This window comes from Aromatoleum toluclasticum ATCC 700605 (assembly GCF_000378245.1).
GTDB classification, from domain to species: domain Bacteria; phylum Pseudomonadota; class Gammaproteobacteria; order Burkholderiales; family Rhodocyclaceae; genus Aromatoleum; species Aromatoleum toluclasticum.
Genome location: NZ_KB899493.1, coordinates 282515 through 309303, shown reverse-complemented (window position 1 = coordinate 309303; position 26789 = coordinate 282515). Strand labels below are relative to the sequence as shown.

Genomic DNA, 26789 nt, shown 5'->3' with positions numbered 1-26789 from the left:
GCAATCAGGGCCGCCCGCGGTATGATGACGGCTGGCTGGAGCCGTGCGCCGCTACCCGGCCCGCCCCGCGAGGACGCACCCATCCGGCCGTGCCCGGCCTCCGGCACGCACGTCGATGAACGTCAAATTCAGGACACGAGGAGCGCAGATGCCCGTCTATCGGATGCCTGTCGGCCGTCCCATGCGAATCGCAGTCTTCCCCGCTGCCGCGAACGGAGTCGGTCGAGCATGATGTCCGGCCGCGTCGAAGTCCGCTCGCCCGCCGGCGAGGCGCGTTTCCACATGCTGTTCGAGGACGCGCGCCATGCGATCGTGCTCGTCGAGGACGGCCGCTTCATCGCCGCCAACCGCGCGGCGCTCGACCTCCTGCGCCTCGACCGCCTCGACCGCCTCCTCGGCCGCAGCCCCAGCGACATCTCGCCGCCCTTGCAGCCGGACGGCCAGCCTTCCAGCGTGCTCGCGGAGGAGATGTCGCGGCGGGCGCTTGCCGACGGCGGTGGGCGCTTCGAATGGGAGCACGTGCGCGGCGATGGCACGCTGGTCGAAGTCGACACGCTGGTCACGGTGATCCACGACGGCGAGCGCGCGCTGCTGCATTCGGTGCTCACCGACATCACCGAGCAGAAGCAGGCGCAGCGCGAGCTGGCGGAGTACCGCGAGCGGCTCGAAGGCCTCGTCGCCGAGCGCACCGCCGAACTGGCCGCGGTCAGCGCCTCGCTGCGCGAAGCCAACGCCGAGCAGCAGGCGATCTTCGACACCGCGACCTCGGGCATCGCCCTGATCAAGGACCGCGTGCTGGTGCGCTGCAACCGGCGCCTGCACGAAATGTTCGGCTGGCCGCATGGCGGGCTCGTCGGGCAACGCACGGCGGTCTGGTACCCTGACGAGGACGCGCACGCAGCAGGCGGCGAGCCGGTGTACACCGCGATCTGGCGTGGCGAATCGCACCGGCGCGAGCAGCAGCTCATGCGCCGCGACGGCACGCTGTTCTGGGCGCGCCTGACCGGCACGGCCGTGGATCTGTCGGACCGCCGCAAGGGCTCGGTCTGGGTCGTCGACGACATCTCCGCCGAATTCGAAGCCATCGAGCGGATGCAGAAGGCCCGCGCGCTCGCCGAGGACGCCGCACGCATCAAGTCGGACTTCCTCGCCAACATGAGCCACGAGATCCGCACGCCGATGAACGCCGTCATCGGCATGACCTACCTCGCCCTGCGCACGCAGCTCGACGCGCGTCAGCGCGACTACCTCGAGAAGATCCTCGCGTCCAGCCAGCACCTGCTCGGCATCATCAACGACGTGCTCGACCTCTCCAAGATCGAGGCCGGCAAGCTCGTCATCGAGCACATCGACTTCGACCTCGAGAAGACCGTCGCCGACGTCGGCGCCCAGATCGTCGAGAAAACCAACGCGAAGGGCCTCGAACTGGTCATCGACCTCGCGTCCGACGTGCCGGCGAGCCTCATCGGCGACCCCCTGCGCATCAGCCAGATCCTGCTCAACTACGCCAACAACGCAGTCAAGTTCACCGACCGCGGCGAGATCGTCCTGCGCATCCGGCGCGAAAGCTTCGAGGACGGCGACGTCGTGCTGCGCTTCGAAGTGCGCGACACCGGCATCGGCATCGACGACGAGCAGCGCGGGCGGTTGTTCCGCAGCTTCGAGCAGGCGGACACCTCGACCACGCGCAAGTACGGCGGCACGGGGCTGGGGCTTGCGATCAGCAAGCGGCTCGCCGGCATGATGGGCGGCAGCGTCGGCGTCGACAGCAAGCCGGGCGCTGGTTCCACCTTCTGGTTCACCTGCCGCCTCGGCATCGGCCGTTCCGAGGGGCACCTGCTCATGCCCGCCCCGGACCTGCGCGGCCTGCGTGCGCTGGTCGCCGACGACAACCTCAGCTCGCGCGACGTGCTCGCCGAGATGATGCGCTGCATGACCTTCCACGTGGATGCCGTGGACTGCGGGCGCGCGGCCCTTGTCGAAGTCGAGCGCGCGGCGCAGGCCGGCGAGCCCTACGACATCGTCCTGCTCGACTGGCAGATGCCCGGACTCGACGGCGTGGCCGCCGCGCGCGCGATCGGCCAGCTCGGCCTGCCGCGGCTGCCCGTGCGCATCGTCGTCACCGCCTACGGGCGCGAGGATGTCGTGCGCGCGGCCGTCGGCGCCGGCGTCGATGACATCCTGCTCAAGCCGGTGACCGCTTCCGCGCTGTTCGACACCGCGATCCGGCTGCTCGATGGCGTCCTGCGGCCAGCCAAGGCGCATGCCGCCACCGGCGAAGCGCCGACCGATCTTGCCGCGATCCGCGGCGCCCGCCTGCTGCTCGTCGAGGACAACGAGCTCAACCAGGAGGTGGCGAGCGAGTTGCTGGGCGCCGCGGGCTTCCGCGTCGATATCGCCGAAAACGGCGAGGAAGCGGTTCAGCGTGTGCAGCAGTGCAGCTACGACCTCGTGCTGATGGACATGCAGATGCCGGTGATGGACGGCGTGACCGCGACGCGTGCGATCCGCCGGCTACCTGCCTGCGCCGACCTGCCCATCGTCGCGATGACCGCCAACGCCATGTCGGGCGATCGCGAACGGTGCATCGAGGCGGGGATGAACGATCACCTCGCCAAGCCGATCCACCCCGATCGCCTGTGGGCCGCGCTGTTGCGCTGGGTCGCCCCGCGCGCCGACGCATCGGCCGCCAGCGCCCCGGGTGTGCCGGGGGCGCCATCCGCTGCGCCGTGCGCCATCCTCGCGCGGCTCAGGCGGGTTCCCGGCCTCGATCCCGATCTCGGCGTGCGGCGCCTGATGGGGAAGGAAGACTTCTATCTCTCCCTGTTGCGCAAGTTCGTCACCGGCTACGGGGATTTCACCGCGCGCCTGGACGCCGCCCTCGCTGGTGGCGACCTCGCTGCGGCCGAGCGCCTCGCCCATTCGCTGAAAGGGCTGGCGGGCCAGATCGGCGCGGCGCTGCTGCAGGAAATCGCGGCCGAACTCGAACGGTGCATCCACGAGGGCGCCCCTGCGGCGGACATCGAAGAAGCCCGCGACCGCGCCGTGCGCGCGCTCTCCGACCTGATCGAAGCGCTGTCGACGGCGCTGCCGGCGTCCGAGGCGCCGGCCCGGTAGCGTTCACGCCGCGCCCCAGCCCTCGGGCTGTTCCCACGGCGCCGGCTGCCGCACCTGTGACCAGATCGGGTTATGCAGCGCCTTGTCGATCTCGGCGACGAGATTCACGACCCCGTCGTAGCCCGTGTAGGCGTGATGGCGCTCCTGGTTGATCTCGACCCATGGCGTTTTCGCCTTCAGCGCGACGAACTGCGAGCGCCCGCCCGAGAGCATCACGTCGGCCTGCGACTCCTTCAGCATCCGGTACATCTCGCGCGGCGGAAGTTCGTCGAACATGTGCGCGTCGGTGCCCATGATCTCGACGACCTTGGCGCGGTCGCCCTGCGTCGATTTGCGCATCGAGGTGCCCACGATCTCCATGCCCACCTCCTGCAGCGCCGACACCACGCTCCACGACTTCACCCCGCCGGTGAAGAGAAGCACGCGCTTGCCCGCGAGCCGCGCACGGTACTTTTCCAGCCGTGCCCACGCGCGCGCCTCCTCGCGCGCGATCAGTGCCTCGGCGCGCGCCGGCAGATCCGCAGGGGCGCCTTTCGTCACCAGCAAGGCGGAGATCTTGCGCAGGCAGTCCGACATGTCCGCGATGCCGTAGAAGCTGCCCTCGAAGAAGGGGATGTCGTAGCGCTCCTGCATCTTGCGCGCGATGTTGATCAGCGCCTGCGAGCACAGCATGATCGCCGCCTTCGCGCGGTGCGAGCCGGCGATGTCGCGGTAGCGTGCGTCGCCGCAGAAGCTCGCCAGCACGCGGATGCCCAGCGCGTCGAAGAGCGGCTTCACCTGCCACAACTCGCCGACGACGTTGTATTCGCCGATCAGGTTGATGTCGCAGGCCGTCGTGTATTCCGGCTCCAGCGTGCCGACGACGTGGTCGAGCAGCGCCTCGCCGCCCAGCTTGTTGCCGAGGTTCTTGCTGCCCGCGAAACCGGGGGCGTTCACCGGGATCACCGGTGTGCCGAACTTCGCGCTCGCCGCGCGGCACACGCCCTCGACGTCGTCGCCGATCATCGCCGGCAGGCAGGTCTGGTACACGAAGATCGCCGGCGGATTCACCTTGTCGATGATCTCCTTGATTGCGCGGTAAAGGCGCTTCTCGCCGCCGTAGATGACGTCGAACTCCGCCATGTCGGTCGTGAAGCCCGTGCGGTAGGTCTGCGCGCCGGACGAATACACGTGGCGCGAATCCCACGAATTGCCTTCGCACGCGATCGGTCCATGTACCAGGTGGGCGACGTCCACCACCGGCTGCAGCGCGATCTTCGCACCGTCGAAGGCACAGCCGCCCGCCGCCGCGCCGGGCGTCAGCGGCTTCTTGCAGCCCTCCTTGCGCGCCTTGTCGCTCTTCGCCTGGTTCGTCGCGCAGCCGGGCTCGATCAGCAGGCTGTCGATTCTCTGTTTTAGTGCGCTCATGTCGGTTTCCTGTGTGCGCTCGTGGCGCGGGTGTCGGGGGGCGGGGAAACCGTTGCACGATCGATGCCAGACCTGGCATCACGCAAAATCAAAGACTTGCGACGGGCGTGCGACCGCATCGCGGCCGCTGTCGAACTCGCGACAACCAATTTGTCGAGGAAGCGACACAGACGCTGTGGGAGCGGCTTCAGCCGCGAATCGGCCGCGCCCCCTTCGATACCGCCCATTCGCGGCTGAAGCCGCTCCCACGGAAAAGCACCGGCCCGCCGCCGTGTCCGAGCTTCCTCCGCCCTGCTATGCTCTCGTTTTCCGGCGCACCGCGCCGCGCTTCCGATCCTGCGCCAACATGAAGAAAGCCCTCGTCTCCCTCGCCCTGTGCCTCGCCGCCATCGTGTCCGGCTCCGCCTTCGCCACGCCGGGCGAAGTCCCCGAAGGCGGCACCCTGCGCCAGATGCCGATGCAGGGCCTCACCACCGGCTCGAAGCTGCTTGGCGACTATCGCGGCAAACCGCTGATCATCAACGTCTGGGCGAGCTACTGTCCGCCCTGTCTCGCCGAGATGGGATCGCTGGAGCGCCTGTCGAAGCGCTACGGCAAGCAGTTCAACGTGATCGGCATCTCCATCGACGACTACCCCGAGCGCGCCCAGGCCTTCCTCACCCAGGCGAAGACCAGCTTCCCGCACTTCATCGACCGCCAGCTCGCGCTCGAGAACATGCTCGGCGCCGACCGCATTCCGCTCACGGTGCTGGTCGACGCCGACGGCAAGGTCGTGCAGAAAGTGTTCGGTGCGAAGGAGTGGGACAGCCCGGAAGCCGTCGAGGCTATCGGCAAGGCCTTCGGCCGGCGCATGTAGGCCGCACGCGCCGGAATGTTCCGATCGGCATGTGAACTGCCGTCGGGCGTCCGGACGGGCAGGGCGCGCGAGGCCGCTCCCGTCCCGACCGTCCACAGTGGGCGCATGGACCCGCAATGGGGGATTCCAGGCTGAATTTACGCACGGCACATTACAGGGATGTTTCCGCTGGTAAAATCGCGCCCTAACTCCATGCGGCCGCCAGGCAAAAACAACCATGTTCTCCCGCTTCATGCCCCGTGAGGGTCAGTTCTTCACCCTTTTCAACTCCCATGCAGACGAGATCGTGGCCGGCGCCAAGGCCCTGGTCGTGCTGATGCAGGCCGTCGGAAAGGACGCATCGGCGACGGCGAAGGCCACTGCCGACATCGACGAGATCGAGACCCGTGCGGACAAGCTGAACCACGACGTGATGGCGCTGATGCACTCCACGTTCATCACGCCGCTCGACCGCGACGAAATCCATCAGCTCATCTCGCACATGGACGACGTGCTCGACACCATCCAGGACGTCGCCGAGACCGTCTCGCTGTACGACATCGTCGAAGTCACCGAGGACGCCCTGCGCATCGCCGAGCTCTCGCTGTCCTGCGCCGAGAGCGTGCGCGCCGCGGTCGTGCTGCTGTCCAACATGGACAACGGCCGCGAGATCCTGCGCATCTGCCACGAAATCGACGGCTTCGAATCCGATGCCGACCGCGTCCTGCGCAAGGCGCTGTCGGGCCTCTTCCGCGAGGAGCCGGACGTCCGCGTGGTCCTGAAGATGAAGGGCGTCTACGAACTGCTCGAATCGGTCACCGATCGCTGCAAGGACGTCGCCAAGATCCTCGAGTCCGTCGTGCTCGAAAACTCCTGACCAGCGATCTCCCGGAAAACAACATGGCAACTATGGAGATCGGCCTCGCCACGGTGATGTTCCTCGTGGCGCTGGCCCTGCTGTTCGACTTCATGAACGGCTTCCACGACGCGGCTAACTCGATCGCGACGGTCGTCTCGACCGGCGTGCTCAAGCCCCACCAGGCGGTCGCCTGGGCGGCGTTCTTCAACATCGTCGCAATCTTCATCTTCCAGTTGAAGGTGGCGACGACCATCGGCAAGGGCACCATCGACCCGATGGTCGTCGACCACGTCGTCGTGTTCGGCGCACTGGTCGGGGCGATCGCGTGGAACATCATCACTTGGTACTACGGCATCCCGTCCAGCTCCTCGCACGCGCTGATCGGCGGCCTGGTCGGTGCCGCGGTCGCCAAGGGCGGCTTCGGCTCGCTGCTCGCCAGCGGACTCATCAAGACCGTCGCCTTCATCCTCGTGTCGCCGCTGCTGGGCTTCCTGCTCGGATCGATCCTGATGGTCGCGGTGTCGTGGATATGCTTCCGAACCCCGCAACGCAAGGTCGACAAGTGGTTCCGCCGCCTGCAGCTCCTCTCGGCCTCGCTGTACAGCCTCGGCCACGGCGGCAACGACGCGCAGAAGACCATCGGCATCATCTGGATGCTCCTGATCGCCGCCGGCATCAGCCAGAGCTCCGACCCCGTGCCGACCTGGGTCATCGTCATGTGCTACCTCGCCATCGGCCTCGGCACGATGTTCGGCGGCTGGCGCATCGTCAAGACCATGGGCCAGCGCATCACCAAGCTCAAGCCCATCGGCGGCTTCTGCGCTGAAACCGGCGGCGCGATCACGCTCTTCCTCGCCACCGCGCTGGGCATCCCTGTGTCGACCACCCACACCATCACCGGCGCCATCGTCGGTGTCGGCTCCGCGCGCAAGGTCTCGGCCGTGCGCTGGGGCGTCGCCGGCAGCATCGTGTGGGCGTGGATCCTCACCATCCCGTGCAGCGCGCTGATCGCCGGCGGCGCGTGGTACGTCGGCAAGATGATCCTCTGATCGCCCTGCCGTCGCCGAACGCCCCGCCCTCTGCGGCGGGTCGAAGCAGCCGGGTTCAGAAGCGCGAACCCGGCTGCTTCAGAAATTCGATCTCCTCCGCGCTCGACGCCCTTCCCAGAATCGCATTGCGATGCGGATAGCGCCCGAAGCGCTCGATGATCGCCTTGTGCCTCCGGGTCGAGTCCAGGTTGTCCGCGATGCCGTTGCGCTCGAAAAGCCGCACCGCCATTTCATGGATCTCCAGCGACTCGCTGTGCATGAAGGGCATGTACAGAAAGCTGCGCTCTACCGGCCGCAGCGCCTGCTCCGCCCCTGCCGCAATCGCCTCCTGCGCCAGTGCCAATGCCAGCGCGTCGCAGGCGAAGGCTTCTGGCGAATCGCGGAACATGTTGCGCGAGAACTGATCCAGCACGATCACCTCCGCCAGCCGCCCGGCGGCACTCCCGCGCCACCCGGACAGCTCGCAGCGCGCCGCCTGCGCATGCACCTCGCCGAAGCGTTGGGCGACCAGGCGGTCGAAAGCGGCGTCCTTCTTCCACCACTGCGCGGGGGAAATCTCGTCGAACCAGAATTCCAGGATCTCTTGGTACATGGGCGACTCCCTAGCATGGAGCGATTCCGGACGGGCCGGCCGGGTCAAACCGCGGCCGGTGTGGAAATTCATGCGGAACGGGTGTGACCGCACCCCGTTCCTCGCGTCACGGTACGACCTGAATTGAAGAACTGCGACTCGCCGGTACGAGCAAAACGAGATTTCGCAGTCCGCCCGAAACATTTGAAATCAACGATTTCTGCCCGCCATACTTTAGCCGCGTTCCACAAACACCAGCGTAGTTGTCGGCGCATTTCCGCATCGGGGTGGAAGGCCGTGCGCCACAGTACGCGCGGCCGGATATGTAGTGCGAGTTCGGTGAGCTTGACGGCCAGAAACAGTTGCCAGGGTTTCAGGCGCGAGGTCTTGAGCACCTGGTGACGAAAATCCCAGCGGCTCATATCCGGTTCGACGACGTCGAGGTGGGCTGTTTCGGCGCCGAACCGGGTCCAGTCGTGGGGTGTCGCGTACATGACGTTCACCAGGTCCGGGTCGTAGCGCACCATGCCGCGGAAGGCACGCCAGCGACTGATCCACCCTTCGTCGCCCAAGCCGGCGACATGCGTGGCGATGGCGATGATTCCGTTCTTGCGCAGGAGCCGGATCGCCTCGCTATCGACGGTCGCGCTGGAGTCCTTGCCGACACGCTCGATGATCGTCGCGTCGGTGGTCTCGATGCCGACCAATATCGCGCAAAAGCCCGCTTTCCGGTAAAGCGGCAACAGTTCGGCATCGCGACAGATGTCGCTGGCGCGCATTGCCGCGGTGAGCGCTACCGGGACCGCACGCGCCGACATCTCCTCGAGGAATCGCCGCCATTGTCTGACGTTCGTGGTTGGATTCTCGTCGGCAAAGGTAATGAAATTCACGCCGTGGCGGCGATGCAGCATGGCGATCTCGTCGGCCAGGCGGACCGGGTCGCGGTGCCGCCAGCGCACCCAGAACTCCCGTTGACCGCAATAGCTGCACCGGTGAGGACAACCGCGCGAGAACTGGATGATTGCCGAGCGGCCCAGACCCCAGCAGCGATGGCGATCCCAGTCGTCGATCAGTTCCCAGGCGACCCGGCAGGCATCGAGGTCGCGGATGACCGGCGCTGACGGCGTCTCGAAAATGCGCCCATGTTCGTCGCGACTGGAAATGCCGTCCACTCCGGTCAGCTCTTGCCTGGCGGCCAAGGCTTCGGCCAGGCGAACCACCACCGCTTCACCCTCGCCACGGACGATGATATCGACCTGAGGGGCGGTCTCCAGAATGGCTTGTGCGTGAAAGCTGGGGTACACGCCGCCATAGACGGTGACGAGGTGACTGGCCGCCTTCTTGATGGCCGACAGCATGCGCAGCACGGTCAGATGGGCGGGGCTCGAGCCGCTATGTCCCGTCATGACAACGTCGGGCGCGAAAGCGTGCACGCGCCGGACGATCTCGGTCTCGCTCAGCATCGCCTGCTCGGCGTTGAGCAGGGCAACGTCATGCCCCGCGTCGATCAACGGGCCGCCGATGGACAACATTCCCAGGGGCACCTGCGGCCCCATGCCGTGAATCGTAAGGGCGCGATATGGTGGATTGATCAACAGAATGCGCATGGCGAACTCCTGATGTGAGGACGGAATGACCGGTTCAGAAACCTGGCTTGACGACCATCAGGAAGTAGACGGCCGCCATCGCCGCAAACGCCGGATAGCCGAGGCGCTCCCATCGCCTTGCGTCGGCCCAGTAGGGATGCGGCAGCGCGCCGCCCGCAGCGCTGGCCGCCGACGCGGTGCGCGCCATCCTGAGTTGCAGCCACACGACCGGTAGCCAGCAGATGCCGGCGAGCGCGAACAGCGCGAACGAGACCAGCAGCCAGGGCGCTGTCGGCGGCCAGCCGCCGAGTTCCATCAACAGGAGGCCGGTGACCGGCTGGATGATCACGGCCGGCGTGGTGAACCACCAGTCGGCGCGGACGACGAGACGCGAGACGACGGCGATCGATTCGACCGAGCCGGAGCGGTTGGCGAAGAAGAGGTAGAAAGCCGTACCGAAACCGGTGCCGACAAGGAAGACCGAGGAGACGATATGGAGGGTCTTCAGGATCAGGTAGGTGTTCATGACGAAACCTCGCGTGAATGGAGGACGATCAGGATTGCGAGAACGGCCAGGTTCTTGGTGATCGGGCCGAAGGGATGGACAAGGAACTCCGGGAGCGCGAAGGCGATGATCGCGGTATATGCGAGAACGAGGCCCGCCTGCGCCAGCCACAGGCGCCGACCGGGCCTGAACAGGGTGGCGACGCCAAAAGCGAAGTCGAGCGCGGCGGCACCGTAGAGCGCGACGAACGCCGGGACGCCGGCAAGGCCGACGCGGGCGAGCAGGGCCAGGCTGTCGGCCTGCGGGTACGCGCCGGCGCTGACGATCGCGGTGACGAACCAGATGATGGCGAGCGCTACTCGCAGCAAGAGGCCATGCCAGCTGTCGAGCGCCCGGCGGCGCAGATCGGCCGAACGTTCGGGCGCAATGAAGCGCTCGATCGAGCGCGGCGCATGGCCGAGCAGGCGCGTCGCCGCGGCGAGCGCATCGGGGGCGCAGGTATTTCCTGCTTGCAGCATGCGCCAGTTTTCGTGGTTGAAGAGCGCGCCGGGAATGCGATCCGCAATGGCCGCGGCGATCGCCATGAGCGGCGTCGGGATCGCGAACTGCCCGGTCGGAGGCAAGCCGAGCGCACGCCGGTAAACGAGGAGGATGTCGCGCAGGGTGAGCGGGGCCGGCCCGGCGAGTTCGATGCACTGCCGTGCCGGCGTGGCCGGATCGGCGAGGCGCAACGCGGCGTCGGTGAGGTCGTCGATATGCACCGGTTGCAGCGGCTGCTCGCCACCGCCCGGAAGCGGTAGAAGCGGCAGGCTGGCAAGGGTGAGAAAGAGCCGTGCAGATTGGCCTTCTTCGCCGAAAACGAGTGCCGGCCGGAGAACCTGCCAGTCGAGCGGCAGGCTCATCAGCGCCTCGTCGGCGGCGCGCTTAGTGAGGAAGTAGCTCGAGTCGCCCCTGTCGGCGCCGAGCGCAGAAATCTGGATCACCCGTGGCGCTCGCGTGCCGGCCGCGACGCAGGCTTCGAACAGCGCCACCGGCGCTGCGGTATGGATGACGTCGAAGCGCTGCGCCGCGGTCTCCACGATGATGCCGACGGCGTTGATGAGGACGTCGACGCCCGCGATGAATGCACCCCAGTCGGCCGGGTCGTGGTCGGAGGCGAAGTCGATCGCGATTTCGTCGGGCGCAACCGGTTGGCGCACGGCCTTGACGACCGTGTGGCCCGCGGCGGTGAAGGCATCGGCAAGCGAGGCCCCGATGAAGCCGCGAGCGCCAAGGATCAGGACTCGCATGGCATGGCCCCCCGCGCCGATGCCCGTTGGCCAGCGAAAGTATCATCCGGGGCCGTCCTCACCGGGGCGGTGGTTTCCGGCGCGATCAACACGATAGTCTTCATCTGCGTCTCCGTTAGTGCCGGCCGGGAACTGCGCATCGGCCCGACCGGCAGGCGCGGCCACGGCGCTCTGCCTGGCAGGCGGCGAGCGCTTCGAGCAGGCCGCCGAAGCGACGCGAAATCGTTGGACGGTGACGGGCGAAGAAGCGGTAGAGCGCATCGGCCGGAACCTTCAGCGGCCCCCAGTTGGCCGGGGCGATGAGCCAGCCGAGACCGACGGCGCGGTAAGCGCGGCGAAACACCTCCATGCCCGTGATCAGGTTGCCGTCGGGAAGTTGCGCTCGAATCTGCGAAGCGAACTCCTCCCGCGTCATGCCGTAGGGCCGGGGGTCGAACCCCGGTGCGGCAATGTCGATGAAACGCAGACGCCCCTCGTCGTTGCGCGACCGGAGATTCGCGATATCCAGACGACAGATTGGGCAATTGCCGTCGTGGAAGATGGTGATCGGATATCTTTCCATGATTAATTACTCGAATGACGGTTGTTTCTGTAAAAACAGAAATTAATGCCTCAAAAAAACGGGCATCGCTGCCCGCGCCGGACCTTGTCGTCGGTTCAGTCCTTCCTTCTGACTGCGCGGCTGATCTTCGCGCCGACTCCCATCGCCTTCATCAGGGTTTCGGGCTGCAGTCGCAGCATCTCCTCCGACCAGGTCGTCAGCACCTCGATGAACTCGAGCGTCTCCTTGATGCGCTGCTCGGTGCCGGTGTCTTCGTCGCCGATCGCCGGGTTGCCGAGGCAGTCGCGCAGCACCGAAATCGTCGGGTCGATCTCGCGCTGGCGGCGGCCTTCGACGATCAGCTTGAACAGTTCCCAGATATCGGTGGACGTTTCGAAGTGGTCGCGGCGGTCGCCCATCAGATGCACCACGCGTGCGAGGCGCCAGCTCTGCAACTCCTTCAGGCTGTTGCTGACGTTCGAGCGCGCGACACCCAGCGTAAGGGCAATTTCTTCCGCATCCATCGGCCGGCCGGCGAGGTAGAGCAGCGCGTGGATCTGCGCGACAGTGCGATTGACGCCCCAGCGCGAGCCCATTTCGCCCCAGTGGAGGATGAATCTTTCTGCGATCGGCTTGAGTTCCATGCGGTAAATCTAGAGTTGTCTGTAATTTCTGTCAAGACAGAAATAAGAAGTTCGCAGCATGGGTTCGACTCTCGATCGTCCGCACCGACTTGACGTGCCGCCGTGGGCACCGACCGTGCAAGGGGCGTGGGTGACGCTCTCCCTTGCCCCCGCGTCGACTCCCTGCCGACCGCCGCATTGCGATGCGGATGGCGCCCGAAGCGCTCGTCGATCGCCTTGATTCAAGAGTTCGCCGGTACATGGGCCGCTCCGGCGAAGGACTTGTCATTGGTCTTTCGACCCGTCGCGGAGCGGATTCCGATGATCGTTGGTGCTGCGTTAAATATAGAATAATTGACATCATTCTTTTGATTATCGCGAAAATGTCCATCGATCGTTTCGAGGCGTTGCGGGTCTTTTGCCGCATTGTCGAAATGGGCAGCTTCAGTCGCACTGCCCGGCATCTCGATATGTCGAATTCCTCGGTGACCAACCACCTTACGAATCTGGAAGGCCATCTGGGCGTGCGGCTGCTCAACCGGACGACGCGCAAACTCTCGCTGACCGACGAGGGTCGGGCGTGCTACGAGCGGGCCCGCGACCTGCTCGATGGACTCGGGGAATTGGAAGAGGGCTTGCGGGGGGCGAAGGTCGTACCCCAGGGGGTACTTCGGGTGGACGTTCCCACCGCCATCGGGCGCATGTATATCGCTCCGGCATTGCCTCGTTTTGCAGAGCTTTATCCCGAAGTGACGGTGAGAATGACGCTTGGCGATCAGGTTCTCGCACCCGAAGCGGCTGGGGTGGATGTCTCCATCCGTGTCGGGGAGTTGAAGGATCTGGCGCGTGTGGCGAAGACGCTTCACCGGACGCGCTATGTGTGCTGCGCATCGCCCGATTTTCTGGCCAGGCATGGCACCCCGGCGGTGCCGCAGGATCTGGCGAGGTATCCGCAGATCGGTTTTCTGCAACCGACTTCGGGGCAACCCGTCCCCTGGTACTTCAGCAAGGGCGATGCAGCGTTCGAGCAGATGCCCGAAGCCCGCATCTGGATCAATCACGCCGAATCCTTGATCGATGCGGCCATATCCGGCGGCGGCGTGGTCCAGCTTTTCTCCCTCTCGCTGCAGCGCTACTTTGCGAAAGGAATCCTGGTGCCTATCCTGGCAGACTGGTCGGCGCCCGGCCCTCCGATATCGATCCTTTATCCGCCAAGCCGCCACCAGCCCGCGAAGATCAGCGCGTTCGTGAAATTCGTGGGCGAGCTGTTTGAAGATCAGCTCGACTAAGGCTCGGGTGCGATGCTCGTGGCGGCGGTGGCGGTCGAACATCTCGATGCGCACGGACTCGAGACGCGCCTTCGTCGCCACCGGGGTCTCGGGCGGGGCTCGGGAACCTCCGCAGCCGACCTTTCTGCCCCTTGTGTTTGTCGGCGGGCTTGCAACGGAGGTCCGTTCCTGACGCACTGTTACTGCCCGAACGTGAGCGCAGCGCCCCGCTCAGGTACCATTGAGCGCATGCTGAACCTGAAACAAATCAAAGCCGTCTCGCTGGATCTGGACGACACGCTGTGGCCCATCTGGCCCACCATCGATCGCGCGGAAAAGGTGCTGCACGAATGGCTCGTGAGCAACGCCCCCGCGACGGCAGCCATGTATGCGAGCCCCCGCGCGCTGCGCGAGATCCGCGACGCCGTGGAACTACAGCGTCCCGACCTCGCCCATGACATGACGGCGCTGCGCCACGAGTCGATCCGCGTGGCGCTGTCGAGCGCGGGGGACGACCCCTCGCTGGCCGGCCCCGCCTTCGACGCCTTCATCACCGAACGCCACAACGTGAGCTTCTTTCCCGACGCGCTCCCCGCGGTGGAATTCCTGGCCGCGCGTTTTCCGCTGGTGAGCATCTCCAACGGCAACGCCGATCTCGCGCGCGTGGGTTTGGCGCCGTACTTCGTCGCCAGCGTCGCGGCGCTCAAGGTGGGCGTGTCCAAGCCGGACGTGCGCATCTTCCAGGTCGCAGCCGAAGCCGTGGGCGTGCAGCCGCACGAGGTGCTGCACGTGGGCGACGACATGGTTCTGGATGTGCTGGGGGCACGTAACGCGGGCATGCAGGCGGCGTGGGTGAATCGCGGGCAGGCCGCGTGGCCGCACGTCGAGAAACCGCACCTGGAAGTGGCCGACCTGAGCGGCCTGGTCGGTGCGTTGGGACCCCTTGCTTATTGAGGCTGCAATCCAGACTCCCGTTCGCCCTGAGCGTGTCGAACGGCATATCGTGGTCGCGTAACCCCGTCCCCGTTTCAGAACCGGAAAAAGCTGCCTCCTGACCTTGGCCCCGGTCCATCGCCAGACAAAAACGGCCCGCCTTGCGAGCGGGCCGGAGCGGCATCCGACGTGGAGAGATCGCCGGATGCCGTGAGCGGGTTTCAGCCGTTCAAAACTTCACGATGCTCGCGGCCTGGCAGACCGTGGGCATGCTGTCCTCCTCAGCGCACCAGGTCGAAGCTAGCCGTTCCCTCAGTCTGCGCGTCCAGCGTGTCGAAGATCTTGTCGAGGATCTTCACGAGGACGTTCAGGCCGCCCTGGTAGCCCCAGATCGGGAAGCGGTGGTGGTGGTGGCGGTCGAAGATGGGGAAGCCGATGCGGATCAGCGGCGTGCCGATGTCGCGTTCGAGGTACTTGCCGTGCGAGCTGCCGATCAGGAAGTCGACCGGCTCGGTGGCCAGCAGCGAGCGCATGTGCCAAAGGTCCTTGCCCGGCCAGGCCTTGGCGTCCTTGCCGAAGGGGCTGGCGGCGAGCAGCTTGTTGATCTTCTCGGTCCACTCCTTGGTCGCGTTGGTGCAGAGGATATGCACCGGCTCGGCGCCCAGTTCCAGCAGGAAGGCGGTGAGGCCCAGCAGCATGTCGGGGTCGCCGAACAGTGCGAAGCGCTTGCCGTGCAGGTGGGCCTGCGAGTCGGCGATCGCATCGACGAGCCGGCCGCGTTCGAGCTCCAGCGAGGCCGGGATGGGCTGGCCGGTGAGCTCGGACACCGCCATCAGGAAGGCGTCGGTGCCGGTGACGCCGACCGGGCAGTTGAGCGAAACCCTCTTCTGGCCAGCCTTCTCGACGTACTCGGCGGATTTGGCTGCCGAGATGCCCTGCATGAAGACCGTGCCCTTCGCATTCAGCGCCGCCTCCATCTGCGCCGCGGTGGTGCCGCCGGCGTACATGCGGAATTCGCCGTCGGTGGGGGTATCGAAGACCTCGGACGGGTCCGAGATGATGGTGGCCTCGACCTCCATCTCCTTCATCATCCGCTTCAGCTCGCGGTTGTTGGCGACGCAGTAGCCGTCGAAGCCGCCGTTGATGTTGATCGTCGGCGTCGACACTTCGGCGCGCGTCCTGCCGTCCCAGAAGCTCGTGAGGAAGCCCTTGAGCATGTTGTCGTAGCCGGTGACGTGGCTGCCGACGAAGGAGGGCGTGTGCGCGAACGGGACGCGGAAGTCCTCGGGGATCGAGCCTTTCTGCTTGGCGGTCTTGATGAAGGCGTCGAGGTCGTCGCCGATGACTTCGGCCATGCAGGTCGTCGACACCGCGATCATCTTCGGCTTGTACAGCGCATGCGCGTTGGCCAAGCCGTCGACCATGTTGTTGAGGCCGCCGAACACCGCCGCGTCCTCGGTCATCGAGTCGGACACCGCCGAGCACGGTTCCTTGAAGTGGCGGTTGAAGTGCGAGCGGAAGTAGGCCACACAACCTTGTGAGCCATGCACGTAGGGCAGGGTGCCTTCGAAGCCGGACGCGCACAGCACCGCGCCCAGCGGCTGGCAGGCCTTGGCGGGGTTGATGACGAGGGCTTCGCGCTTGAAGTTGATCTCGCGGTATTCCGCGGTCTTCGTCCAGTCGGCGATCTCCTGCACCCTGGCCGCGCCGCAGCCGCCTTCGAAGTCCTTCTTGCGCTCGAAGATCTCCTGGTATTCCGGTTCCTTGAACAGACCGGCGTGGTCGAGGACCTTTTCAGCTGATTGAGGCATGGTCGTGCTCCTTATTTCTTCCAGGGGGCCTTGGTCATGCCCCAAACCGGCGAGTTGATCGCCATGTCCATGTCACGGGCGAAGATGGCGAAGCCGTCGAAGCCGTGATAGGGGCCGGAGTAATCCCAGCTGTGCATCTGGCGGAAGGGGATGCCCATCTTCTGGAAGATGTACTTTTCCTTGACGCCCGAAGCCATCAGGTCGGGGCGGATCTTCTCGGCGAACTTCTCCAGCTCGAAGCTCGAGACGTCGTCGTAGATCAGCGTGCCGTCCTTCACGTAGTGGGTCGTGCGCTGGTAGTCGTCGCCGTGGCCGAACTCGTAGCCGGTGCCGACGACTTCCATGCCCAGGTCCTCGTAGGCGCCGACGACGTGGCGCGGGCGCAGGCCGCCGACGTACAGCATCACCTTCTTACCCGCGAGGCGCGGCTTGTACTTGTCGATCACCGCCTGCGACAGCGCGGTGTACTTGGCGATGACCTGTTCGGCCTTCTCCTTGATCGTGTCGTCGAAGAAGGCCGCGATGCCGCGCAAGCTTTCGGCGATCTTGGTCGGCCCGAAGAGGTTGTACTCGAACCACGGCACGCCGTACTTCTCCTCGACGTGGCGCGCGATGTAGTTCATCGAGCGGTAGCAGTGCAGCAGCAGCAGCTTCGCGCGCGGCATCATCTCGATTTCCTTCAACGTCGCGTCGCCCGTGCCCTGGCCGATCACGCGCAGGCCCATCTCTTCGAGCAGGATGCGCGAGCTCCACGCGTCGCCGCCGATGTTGTAGTCGGCCATCAGCACGACGTCGTAGGGCGTGGATTCGAAGGGCTGCTCGTAGTCCGCCTTGTCGAACACCCAGTCGCGGATCGCGTCGTTGGCGATGTGGTGGCCGAGCGACTGCGACACGCCGCGGAAGCCCTCGCAGCGCACCGGCACCATCGGCAGGCCGATCTCCTTCGACTTCTTCTTCGATACCGCCTCGATGTCGTCGCCGATCAGGCCGATCGGGCACTCCGACTGAATCGAGATGCCTTTCGCGAGCGGGAAGACCTGCGTGATCTCGTCGACCAGCTTGTCGAGCTTCTTGTCGCCGCCGAAGACGATGTCCTTCTCCTGGAAGTCGGACGTGATCTGCATCGCGCCGAAGGCATCCACGCCGGTCGTGCCGTTGTAGTAGTTGCGGCGGGTGGCCCACGAATACTGGCCGCAGCCGACCGGGCCGTGGCTCACATGCACCATGTCCTTGATCGGGCCCCACACCACGCCCTTCGAGCCGGCGTAGGCACAGCCGCGGATCGTCATCACGCCGGGTAGCGACTTGATGTTGGACTTCACGCCGCAGTCGGGCTTGCCTTCCTCATACACGTTGAGGTGCTTGGCGCGCTTCTTTCCCGCCTTCTCGGGGTAGACCTCGAGCACCTCGTCGATCAACGCCCGGGTTTGCGCAACCTCGCGCGTCTTGTCATCCGACTTTTCCAACGTTGCCGCACTCATAACGGATCTCCTGTAAGTGCGCCCGTTCAGGCGGCCTTGGCCTTGCCGACGATGCTCTCGTCTTCCTTCTGCATGATGCCGAACTCGAGCAGCAGGTCTTCCAGCTCGTCCATCGTGATCGGCGTAGGGATCGTGCCGTTGCCCTTGTTGGCGTGGATTTTCTGCGCCAGGGTGCGGTACTCGGCAGCCTGCCTGGACTCCGGGTCGTACTCCAGCACGGTCATGCGGCGCAGTTCGGCGTGCTGCACGACGTTGTCGCGCGGCACGAAGTGGATCAGCGAGGTGCCGAGCTTCTTCGCCAGCGCGTCCGCCAGTTCGTATTCCTTGTCCGTCTGGCGTTCGTTGCAGATCAGGCCGCCGAGGCGCACGCCGCCGGCGTTGGCGTACTTCAGGATGCCCTTCGAGATGTTGTTGGCGGCGTACATCGCCATCATCTCGCCCGACATCACGATGTAGATCTCCTGCGCCTTGTTCTCGCGGATCGGCATCGCGAAGCCGCCGCACACCACGTCGCCGAGCACGTCGTAGGAGACATAATCGACGCCGTCATAGGCGCCGTTCTCTTCGAGGAAGTTGATCGCGGTGATGACGCCGCGGCCGGCGCAGCCGACGCCGGGCTCCGGGCCGCCGGATTCGACGCAGCGGATGTCGCGGTAACCGACGCGCAGCACGTCTTCGAGCTCGAGGTCCTCCACCGAGCCGGCGTCGGCCGCGAGCGACAGCACCGTGTCCTGGGCCTTGGCGTGCAGGATCAGGCGGGTCGAGTCGGCTTTCGGGTCGCAGCCGACGATCAGGATCTTCTGGCCCATCTCGGCCAGCGCGGCGAGGGTGTTCTGCGACGTGGTCGACTTGCCGATGCCACCCTTTCCGTAGAACGCGATTTGACGAAGGGACATTTCATTTCTCCTCAAGAAGGTTTGAGTCCAGCTTTCACGCCCGGCGAACCGGCACGCTTTCCCTATGGCAAGGGTTGTGCCAGTGGCCGTGAAAATCGCAGAGATCAAGCATTCATGCGGGTTTCGGCGGGATTTTCGGGATTTGCGGGTGTTGCGAGGGGTGTTCCGGTCCTGTCGGCAACGCGACAAGAAAGCGGCGGCTGTCGGACATCGGCTTGCCGCCAACGCTGGTGAGGCGCAGCCGGGCGGGACGACATTCCGTCGATCGATGCGCGTCACCCGCGGCGGTCTCGTAGGACGGGAGGAGCCGGAGGCGGATCCCGCCGTGCGGCGCTGGAATGCCTCCGGCCGGTGGATCGGCGGGATGCGCTGTGCTCCTCCCACCCTACGAAAACCTGTCCGCCCGCTTCACGATCGCCGCTCTTGCAGATGGCATCGTTCTTGCCGATGGCATCGTTCTTGCGCATTAGGGCGGAGCCGACAAACCCAATGGAACGATCATGCCCATCTTCGACTACCGCTGCCCCGCCTGCGACCGGACCTTCGAGATGCTCGTGCGCGCTGGCGACACGCCCCCATGCCCGCACTGCGGCGGAACCTCGCTCGAAAAGCTGGTGTCCGCGCCTGCCGCGCCGCCCCAATCGCGCGAACTCGTGAAACAGGCGCGGGCACAGGCGAGGCGCGAAGGCCATTTCAGCAATTACTGAAACGCGCGCCGTCGCCGGCCACTCGACCAACCTCGTCGGCATCCCGACGGGCCTGATTGCGAGCGTCGCGTTCAGCGACCATCCGCTCGCGCTGCACATCCACGGCGTGCGGGAAACCAACGGCACGCTGTTCGCGATGCTCGACGATGCGACCACGGTCGACGAGGCGGTGCTCGCCTTCCAGATCTACATGCGCACGGTGTTCGAGCTGGACCTGCCGCGCGAACACGACGCCGCCGGCCGCAAGCGCTACCGCGCGAGCTATCTGCGCCTGCTGCGCGGCTGGGGCTTCGACGCCAGCGGCCGCGAAGCTGCGGTGCTCAAGGGCTGGGCGGAGTCGCGCTTCGGCCTGCACCCCACCTTCCACAAGGAGGTGCTCGGCCGCTACCCGTCCGCAGCGTGGATGGCCTACGTCGAGGACAAGATGCACGCGCGCTTCCACAACAACTGCATCCATGCGCAGCTCGACCTGCTGTACGAATACGCCCAACACATGTTCCGGCGCTGGCTGTATCCCGGCCGCCGCCACCTCACGCTGTACCGCGGCGTGAACGACTTCGGCGAGCACCAGGTCGTCGCCTGGCTGCCGCGCACGGACGGCAGGCCCGGCCGCGCGCGCGAGGCCATCGCGCGGCAGAACAACCTTGTCTCGTTCACGACACGGCGCGACATCGCCGACCAGTTCGGCGACACCATCCTCGAAGTCGAGGTGCCGCTGTGCAAGCTCGTCTACTGCAACGCCCTGATGCCGGGCCCGCTGCTGCGCGGGGAGGGCGAGATGCTCGTGCTCGGCGGCGAGTATCGTGTCAGGATGGCGACCTTATGACGAACGCCATCGAGCCGACCCTGCGCGAACGCGCACTGGGCGCCTACCTGGGGCTGGCCGTAGGCGATGCGCTGGGAGCCACGGTGGAATTCCTCACCCCCTCGGAGATCCGCCACCAGTACGGCGAGCTGCGCGACATCGTCGGCGGCGGCTGGCTCAGGCTGAGGGCCGGCCAGGTCACCGACGACACGCAGATGTCGCTCGCGCTCGGCGCGGCGATTCTCGAGGCGGGCGGGTGGGATCTCGCCAACATCGCGCGCCACTGGCTCGCGTGGCTGAAATCGAAGCCGATCGACGTCGGCAACACCTGCCGCCGCGGCCTCCAGCGCTACGGCTGCGACGGCTCGCTCGAATCGCCCTTCTCGGACGGGGACGCCGGCAACGGCGCGCTGATGCGCGTCCTGCCCGCGATCCTGTTCGCCTTCCGCGACCCCGACCTCCTTTCCCGCTGCGTCGTCGAGCAGGCCCACGTCACGCACAACCACCCGCTGTCCGACGCCGCGACGCTGTGCTTTGCGCGCATGCTCGCGGATCTGCTCGCCGGTGGCTACTGGCGCGACAAGCTCGCGCAGCTGCGTGAGCACGCCAAGGCCTTGGTCGCGGCGCACCGCCAGTTCCGCTTCGATCCCTACCCTAAGCGTGCGACCGGCTACGTCGTCGACACGGTACAGACGGTGCTGCACGCCTTCTTCGCCACCGACAGCTTCGAATCCTGCCTGATCCGCACCGTGAATTACGGCGGCGACGCCGACACGACGGGCGCGATCGCCGGAATGCTGGCGGGGGCGCACTATGGCGTCGGGGCGATCCCCGCGCGCTGGTTGAAGCGTCTCGACGCCGAGGTAAGGCACGCGATCGAGCGTCAGGTCGACGGGCTGCTCGCGCTGCAGGGCGCATGACCGCGCCGAGGCGCGTGGCGCGGGCGCGACATCCCGATCGCGCGCCGGGCGGCAGGATGCGAAGGTGGGTGTATCGGCCCGGAATTGCCCGCCCATGCCGATTGCACTAGACTCGCCGGACTCTGAAACAACTGCACACATTCCCGATGGAATCGATCAGCTCCGCGGCAGGGGGGCAAATGCCTCGGCGCGGATGCGCGCACGCCCTTGCGGCCGGTGTCGAGTGGTTTCGACGCGTGGCCGGGCGAGCCGTTTGCAGTGGGCGTGCCGTGATCGGCGGCGGGCCGTCTGCCACCGGCGGCAGCGGGCTGCTCATCGGTGCGCTGCTTGCCGTGTGCGCGGTCGGGCCGGCCCTGTCGGCCGCGCCGTTGACGTCAGGCCCACAGGGTGCCCAGGGCTCGCGCAACGCGCTCGTCATCGCAGGTTCCGGCAGGATGAGCCCGCTGGTCAAGGCGATCGCCGAACGCTTTCGCGAGCGGCGTCCGGACGTCGTCGTCGACGTCCGCCCCCTGGGCTCGGATCGGGGGCTGCAGGCCTTGCGTGACGCGCAGGCCGATATTGCAATGTTCTCGCGCGCGCTGCCGGAGGGCGAGACGGATCTGGTCGGGGTGCCGATCGCCCGCGACGGGGTGTCGCTGGTGCTCCACCGCGACAATCCGGTCAGGAACCTGAGTTCGGGCGAGATCTCCGCCATCTATCGGGGGCGGATCGGCAACTGGCGCGCCGTGGGCGGCGAGGACCGGCCGATCCGCATCCTCGCTTCGGAGCAGGGGCGCAGTTCGTCCGAACTCTTCGCCAGGCATTTCGGCATCGATTATGCGGCCGTTCCCGCAGCCAACATCCTCACCGACAACCGGCAGCGCCTGCAGGCGGTGGCCGGCGACCGCGGCGCGATCGTGTTCATGTCGATCGGCGAGGCCGAGCGGGCCGTGGAGGCCGGTCAACCGGTCCGGCTGGTTGCGGTCGATGGCATCGACGCCAGCAGCCGCAGCGTGCGCAAGGGGGATTTCCCGATCGCGCGGCCGCTGACCCTCGTGACCCGGGGCCTGCCGCGAGGGCTGGCACGCGAATTCATCGAGTTCGCGATGTCGTCGAGCGTGACCGGGCTGATCCGGCAGCTCGACTTCGTCCCCTACGTGGATTAGTGCCATGGCGAGCAAGCTCCCCGGACGCGGCGGCTCCCTGCCCGGGACGTTAGCCCAGCTGAGCCTCGGTGCGCGCCTGAGGATAGGCTTCGCGCTGCTGGTGGCAATCACCCTGGCTGTCGGAATCGCCTCGCTGGCCAGCCATCGCCGGATCGGGACGCTGTTCGAGGAACACTTCGCGGTCGAACTGAGGATCGCCGAACTGAGCCTGCTCGCCAATCATGCGCTGCTCCGGGCGCGCCGCTACGAGAAGGACTTTCTGCTTGCGGTGCCCGTGCTGGGCTATGAGGAGAGCCGCTCGCGCTATGTGACGCTCGTGCGCACCAACCTCGAGACGCTGCGCGAGCATGTGGCGGCGATCGGGGCGCTCGCGCGCGAAGCCGACGTGCGGAACGAAGTGCGGCAGATCGAGGCTGCTGCCATCGGCTTCGAGAAGGAATTCCTCGCTGCGGCCGCGCTGCAGGGGCAGCTCGGCCGCCGTGACGACGGCCTGGCCGGTACGCTGCGCGCGGCCGCGCACCGCATCGAGGCGCTGATTCCTGCCGGAGCGCATCGGTTGCGCGCGGATCTGTTCGCGATGCGGCGGTTCGAGAAGGATTACATGATCACCGACAGCGCGCTCCACGCCCGGCGTTTCGCTGATGCGGGCGAGCGCTTTGCCGTCGCGGTCGCAGGCGAGTCCCTGCCGGCCGCGTTGCGCAGCGCGTTCGCCGTTGCGCTGCACGACTATCGAGAGGCCTTCTTGGCCTACGTAGCGGTCCGCGACGAGCTCGAGACGACCCGCGAGAAGTATCTCGAGGCGGTGCATGAAATCGAGTCGCAGTTGCAGCGCCTGCACGCCCATGCGAGCGGCCGCGCTACAAGCACACGCGAGGAGCTGCTGGGCTTCGAACACTTCGCCGGCACGGCCCTGCTCATGATCGCAGCGCTTGCGGCCGCGCTCGGCCTGGCCATCGGATATTTCTTCTCGCGCAGCATCCGGCGCTCGATCGGGCAGACGATGACCTTCGCGCAGCGCCTGGCGGCGGGCGATCTCGGTGTGCGCCTGCGCAGCGACGGCGGCGACGAGTTCGCGACGCTCAACGTCGCCCTCAACGACATGGCCGGAGCCTTGCAGGCGGCGCAGCGGCGCGAAGCGCAGCGCAGCACCGAACTGGCCTCCAGCAACGCGGCGCTGCTGCGCGAAGTCGATGAACGCAGCCAGGCGGAACGCACCCTGCGCGCCAGCGAGGAGCGTTTCCGCAGCATCCTCGAGTCGGCCGCCGACGGCATCGTCATCACCGACGCCGCCGGTCGCATCACGATGGTCAACGCGCGCACCGAGATGCTGTTCGGCTACCCGCGCAGCGACCTGCTCGGCCAGACGGTCGAGGTTCTCGTGCCCGAACGTTTCCGGGCACAACATTCGGACCAGCGTTCGGACTATCACCGGACGCCGCATTCCGATGTGATCGGCATGCGCCGCCCCGGCATCTTCGCGCGGCGGCGCGACGGCAGCGAGTTCCCGGCCGACATCAGCAGGGCCGTCATGGCGCATGACGGCGCGACGCAGGTCATCGCCGCCGTGCGCGACATCTCGGCGCAGGTGCGTGCCGAGAACGAGCTGCGCCGCCTGAACCGTACCCTGCGCATGCTCACCTTGTGCAATGAAACGCTGGTGCGTGCGCAGGATGAGGGGGAGTTGCTCGAAACCGTCTGTGGCCACATCGTCGAACATGGCGGCTACCGGCTGGCATGGGTCGGCCTTGCGCTCGACGATCCCGCCCGTTCGGTGCACCCCGCGGCTGCTGCGGGCGTGGGCGCGGACTACCTGCGCACGCTCGACGTGAGCTGGGCGGACGTCCCCTCGGGCCAGGGGCCGACGGGCCGTGCGATCCGGCTGGGCACCACGCAAACCTGCATCGACATCCCCGGCGACCCGGCCTATGCGCCGTGGCGTGCCGAGGCGCTGCGCCGCGGCTTCACCTCGAGCATCGCACTGCCGCTGACTGCGGCCGGACGAACGGTCGGCGCGCTCAACATCTACGCCAGCGAGCGTGACGCCTTCGACCTGCAGGAGGTGGCCCTGCTCGAGGAACTCGCCAACGACCTGGCCTACGGCCTGCGCAGCCTGCGCGAGCGCGATGCGCGCCAGCGCGCCGAACGCGAGCTCGCCCACCAGGCGCACTACGACACGCTCACCGGGCTCGCCAACCGCCACCTGTTCCGTGACCGCCTCGATCAGGCGCTGGTACATGCCCGGCGCAACGGGAGGGCGGTTGCGGTCGTGCTGCTCGACCTCGATCGCTTCAAGGCCATCAACGACACCTTGGGCCAGGCCCGCGGCGACACTCTGCTCAAGGAGACCGCACGCCGCGTGCAGGGGCCGCTGCGCAACGGGGATACCGTCGCGCGCCTGGTCAGCGACGAATTCGCGATCCTGCTGGACGACCTTGCCGCCGTCGCGGATGTCGCGCCGCTGGTGGGGCGGCTGCTCGAGGATGTCGCTGCGCCGCTCGATATCGCCGGCCACGGGGTGTACTCGACTGCAAGTCTCGGTATTAGCCTTTTCCCGCGCGACGGACAGGACGCCGAAGCCCTGCTCGGATTCGCCGACATCGCCATGCACAACGCCAAGACCGCGGGCGGCAACGCCTTCCGCTTCTACTCGCCGGAGATGAACCAGCGGGTCACCGCGCAGCTCGCGCTGGCCAGCGCGCTGCGGAGCGCGATCGACAAGGGCGAGATGCGGGTGTTCTACCAGCCCAAGGTCAGCCTGGGCGATGGCCGGGTGACCAGCGCCGAGGCCCTGGTCCGCTGGCAACATCCCGAGCGCGGCATGGTCTCGCCGGCCGACTTCATCCCCGTCGCCGAGGATACCGGGCTGATCGTGCCGCTCGGCGAATGGGTGCTGCGCGAAACCTGTCGTCAGCAGGCTGCCTGGATCGCCGAGGGGCTCGCCGTGCCGCCCGTCGCGGTCAACCTCTCGGCCCGCCAGTTCCGCCAGGAGAATCTGCCGCAGACGGTGCACGCTGCCCTGGCGGCGGCCGGCCTCGACCCGCACTGCCTGCAACTCGAGATCACCGAAAGCACGGTCATGCACGACGTCGACCGGGCGATTGCGATGCTGCGCGAGCTCAACACGATCGGCATCTGCATCGCGCTCGACGATTTCGGCACCGGCTATTCGAGCCTCGCCTATCTCAAGCGCTTTCCCATCGACCAGCTGAAGATCGATCGCGCCTTCGTGCGCGACATCGCGAGCGACCCCGAAGATGCGGCGATCTGCCGCGCGGTCATCGGGCTCGCCCACAGCCTGGATCTGACGGTGGTCGCAGAGGGCGTCGAAACGCGCCCGCAGCTCGATTTCCTGCGCGCCAACGCGTGCGACGAGATGCAGGGATTCCTGTTCAGCCGGCCGGTGCCGGCGGCCGAGTACGCGGCGCTGCTGGCGGCCGGCCGGGCCTTGTCGTTCGACGGCGACTGAGCGGCGCGTTGGCCGCTGCGCGGGCGTCTCAGCCTTCGCCGAGCCGTCGCGCCTCGACGGTGATAGGCAGCCGGGTGTCGGCCGCCATCGCCGGCATCTCCAGCGTCCAGCCGTTGTCGAGCTCCACCTTGCCGCCCCAGATCGCCGGCTGCTCGGCGCTCACGATGCGCGCCTCGAGGTCCTTCTTCGCCACGTAGATCGAATAGTGGCCGGCCGTTTCCTTGCGCACGGTGACTTTCATCGCATCGTTTCCTCTTCGTCGAAATGGATCGCTTCGTCCTCGCCGCAGGTGCCCGAGGAGGGTGCATCGAGCGAGCGCAGTTCGCGCCCCTTCATGCCCACCACGTAGCCCCGGTCGACGAAGTCGATGCCGTAGATGTAGAACTGCTGCAGGAAGCTGCCGATGCTCTTCACGTAGCCGACATCGCCCTTGTTCACCAGCACGTCACCGATCTCGCGGCCGTGGAAGGTGCCGTCGTTCCTGACGTTCTTCCGCGAGATGACCTTCTCGCCGTAATCGAAGGCCGGCGGCCCGTCGAGTTCGACGATGTCGGAGTCGCGTGCGGACATGATCGCCTCCTATCCCTTCGTGCAGCCGGTGCCGGGCTTGAAGAACGTCACCGCGACCGCCTCGCCCGCCGCCCGGGGGCCGGCGCCGGACCCGCAGCCACAGACCTCCGGCGCGCCCTCCCTGCGGTAACTCAGCCGGCTGTCGGCGCTGTTCTCGGTGAAATCGACCGTGTAACCGCGCAGCAGCGCACAACTGTCTCCGGTCAGGAACAGGCGCGCGCCGAGCTGTTCGATCACTGCGTCACCGTCGGCCGGTGCGGCTTCGACCGTGAAGTTCGAATCGAAGCCGGAGCAGCCGCCGGGTTTCACGGACAGCCTGAAGCCGCTGTCGGCGTTGCCGCCACTCAGGCGCACGATGCGCTTGATGAAGCTGGCGGCGGTGGGGGTCAGGGTCACGCACATGTT

General features: G+C 66.7%; 24 protein-coding genes. 11 read left to right on the top strand and 13 right to left on the bottom strand.

Annotation, left to right across the window (positions count from 1 at the left end):
* Positions 1–228 precede the first annotated feature (228 nt).
* Positions 229–3117: a response regulator gene (locus F464_RS27980; RefSeq protein ID WP_018989065.1), complete on the top strand. Its 2889-nt coding sequence runs from the start codon at positions 229–231 to the stop codon at positions 3115–3117.
* 3 nt (positions 3118–3120) lie between these two features.
* Here the strand turns inward: F464_RS27980 and nifE are convergent, their stop codons facing one another.
* A complete protein-coding gene (gene nifE, locus F464_RS0106930; protein WP_018989064.1) occupies positions 3121–4524 on the bottom strand; it encodes a nitrogenase iron-molybdenum cofactor biosynthesis protein NifE in 1404 nt (467 codons plus the stop codon).
* A 346-nt stretch (positions 4525–4870) separates the two neighbouring features.
* On the opposite strand from nifE, the gene F464_RS0106925 reads away from it, so the two are divergent.
* The 3 genes from F464_RS0106925 (at position 4871) to F464_RS0106915 (ending at position 7267) form a co-directional block, all read left to right on the top strand.
* Positions 4871–5380 (top strand): TlpA family protein disulfide reductase, encoded by a 510-nt coding sequence (locus F464_RS0106925; RefSeq protein ID WP_026295819.1) that lies wholly within the window; start codon positions 4871–4873, stop codon positions 5378–5380.
* 217 nt (positions 5381–5597) lie between these two features.
* Positions 5598–6236, top strand: coding sequence for a DUF47 domain-containing protein (locus F464_RS0106920; protein WP_018989062.1), 639 nt, complete (start codon positions 5598–5600; stop codon positions 6234–6236).
* A 23-nt stretch (positions 6237–6259) separates the two neighbouring features.
* Positions 6260–7267 carry an inorganic phosphate transporter gene (locus F464_RS0106915; RefSeq protein ID WP_026295818.1) on the top strand — a complete coding sequence of 336 codons (1008 nt, stop codon included), beginning with the start codon at positions 6260–6262 and terminating at the stop codon, positions 7265–7267.
* A gap of 55 nt (positions 7268–7322) precedes the next feature.
* Here F464_RS0106915 and F464_RS0106910 read toward each other — a convergent pair whose 3' ends face one another.
* The 6 genes from F464_RS0106910 to F464_RS0106880 all read right to left on the bottom strand — a co-directional run bounded on the left by F464_RS0106910 (position 7323) and on the right by F464_RS0106880 (position 12403).
* Entirely contained in the window at positions 7323–7859 is a 537-nt protein-coding gene (locus F464_RS0106910) for a DUF924 family protein (protein WP_018989060.1), read from the bottom strand.
* Between the two features lie 68 nt (positions 7860–7927).
* Positions 7928–9445 (bottom strand): B12-binding domain-containing radical SAM protein, encoded by a 1518-nt coding sequence (locus F464_RS27975; RefSeq protein WP_018989059.1) that lies wholly within the window; start codon positions 9443–9445, stop codon positions 7928–7930.
* 34 nt (positions 9446–9479) lie between these two features.
* Positions 9480–9950 (bottom strand): DUF2269 family protein, encoded by a 471-nt coding sequence (locus F464_RS0106900; RefSeq protein ID WP_018989058.1) that lies wholly within the window; start codon positions 9948–9950, stop codon positions 9480–9482.
* Complete coding sequence (locus F464_RS0106895) at positions 9947–11218, bottom strand: SDR family oxidoreductase (RefSeq protein ID WP_018989057.1); 1272 nt, start codon at positions 11216–11218, stop codon at positions 9947–9949. The genes F464_RS0106900 and F464_RS0106895 overlap by 4 nt, the downstream gene beginning before the upstream one ends.
* Positions 11219–11333: 115 nt before the next feature.
* Positions 11334–11780: a thiol-disulfide oxidoreductase DCC family protein gene (locus F464_RS27970; protein WP_018989055.1), complete on the bottom strand. Its 447-nt coding sequence runs from the start codon at positions 11778–11780 to the stop codon at positions 11334–11336.
* Between the two features lie 95 nt (positions 11781–11875).
* Positions 11876–12403, bottom strand: a complete 528-nt coding sequence (locus tag F464_RS0106880) for a GbsR/MarR family transcriptional regulator (protein ID WP_018989054.1) — start codon at positions 12401–12403, stop codon at positions 11876–11878.
* A gap of 188 nt (positions 12404–12591) precedes the next feature.
* Here F464_RS0106880 and F464_RS0106875 point away from each other — a divergent pair, with 188 nt between their 5' ends.
* Together F464_RS0106875 and F464_RS0106870 are read left to right on the top strand one after the other, a co-directional pair.
* Positions 12592–13671 (top strand): LysR family transcriptional regulator, encoded by a 1080-nt coding sequence (locus F464_RS0106875; RefSeq protein WP_198292235.1) that lies wholly within the window; start codon positions 12592–12594, stop codon positions 13669–13671.
* A gap of 228 nt (positions 13672–13899) precedes the next feature.
* Positions 13900–14604 carry an HAD family hydrolase gene (locus F464_RS0106870; protein WP_018989052.1) on the top strand — a complete coding sequence of 235 codons (705 nt, stop codon included), beginning with the start codon at positions 13900–13902 and terminating at the stop codon, positions 14602–14604.
* 260 nt (positions 14605–14864) lie between these two features.
* Here the strand turns inward: F464_RS0106870 and nifK are convergent, their stop codons facing one another.
* Genes nifK through nifH form a run of 3 tightly spaced genes read right to left on the bottom strand, consistent with a single transcriptional unit; the run spans position 14865 to position 18771 of the window.
* Entirely contained in the window at positions 14865–16394 is a 1530-nt protein-coding gene (gene nifK, locus F464_RS0106865; protein WP_018989051.1) for a nitrogenase molybdenum-iron protein subunit beta, read from the bottom strand.
* Positions 16395–16405: 11 nt separating this feature from the next.
* Positions 16406–17875: a nitrogenase molybdenum-iron protein alpha chain gene (nifD, locus tag F464_RS0106860; protein ID WP_018989050.1), complete on the bottom strand. Its 1470-nt coding sequence runs from the start codon at positions 17873–17875 to the stop codon at positions 16406–16408.
* Between the two features lie 26 nt (positions 17876–17901).
* The gene (gene nifH / locus F464_RS0106855; RefSeq protein WP_018989049.1) at positions 17902–18771 is read right to left on the bottom strand and encodes a nitrogenase iron protein; all 870 of its coding nucleotides are present in this window, start codon (positions 18769–18771) and stop codon (positions 17902–17904) included.
* Between the two features lie 500 nt (positions 18772–19271).
* Between nifH and F464_RS0106850 the strand changes: the two genes are divergently transcribed.
* The 5 genes from F464_RS0106850 (at position 19272) to F464_RS29845 (ending at position 25814) form a co-directional block, all read left to right on the top strand.
* Positions 19272–19478: an FmdB family zinc ribbon protein gene (locus tag F464_RS0106850; protein ID WP_018989048.1), complete on the top strand. Its 207-nt coding sequence runs from the start codon at positions 19272–19274 to the stop codon at positions 19476–19478.
* The gene (locus F464_RS0106845; RefSeq protein WP_332309967.1) at positions 19462–20304 is read left to right on the top strand and encodes an NAD(+)--dinitrogen-reductase ADP-D-ribosyltransferase; all 843 of its coding nucleotides are present in this window, start codon (positions 19462–19464) and stop codon (positions 20302–20304) included. The genes F464_RS0106850 and F464_RS0106845 overlap by 17 nt, the downstream gene beginning before the upstream one ends.
* Positions 20301–21203, top strand: coding sequence for an ADP-ribosyl-[dinitrogen reductase] hydrolase (draG, locus tag F464_RS0106840; protein WP_018989046.1), 903 nt, complete (start codon positions 20301–20303; stop codon positions 21201–21203). Before F464_RS0106845 ends, draG begins: the two co-directional genes overlap by 4 nt.
* A gap of 179 nt (positions 21204–21382) precedes the next feature.
* Positions 21383–22348 (top strand): phosphate ABC transporter substrate-binding protein, encoded by a 966-nt coding sequence (locus F464_RS0106835; RefSeq protein WP_157353581.1) that lies wholly within the window; start codon positions 21383–21385, stop codon positions 22346–22348.
* 4 nt (positions 22349–22352) lie between these two features.
* Positions 22353–25814, top strand: a complete 3462-nt coding sequence (locus F464_RS29845) for an EAL domain-containing protein (RefSeq protein ID WP_018989044.1) — start codon at positions 22353–22355, stop codon at positions 25812–25814.
* A 28-nt stretch (positions 25815–25842) separates the two neighbouring features.
* Here the strand turns inward: F464_RS29845 and nifT are convergent, their stop codons facing one another.
* The 3 genes from nifT to F464_RS27960 are packed head-to-tail and all read right to left on the bottom strand — an operon-like array spanning position 25843 to position 26786.
* The gene (gene nifT / locus F464_RS0106825) at positions 25843–26055 is read right to left on the bottom strand and encodes a putative nitrogen fixation protein NifT (RefSeq protein ID WP_018989043.1); all 213 of its coding nucleotides are present in this window, start codon (positions 26053–26055) and stop codon (positions 25843–25845) included.
* The gene (locus F464_RS0106820; RefSeq protein ID WP_018989042.1) at positions 26052–26384 is read right to left on the bottom strand and encodes a nitrogen fixation protein NifZ; all 333 of its coding nucleotides are present in this window, start codon (positions 26382–26384) and stop codon (positions 26052–26054) included. Before F464_RS0106820 ends, nifT begins: the two co-directional genes overlap by 4 nt.
* A gap of 9 nt (positions 26385–26393) precedes the next feature.
* Positions 26394–26786 carry a HesB/IscA family protein gene (locus tag F464_RS27960; protein WP_018989041.1) on the bottom strand — a complete coding sequence of 131 codons (393 nt, stop codon included), beginning with the start codon at positions 26784–26786 and terminating at the stop codon, positions 26394–26396.
* Positions 26787–26789 lie beyond the last annotated feature (3 nt).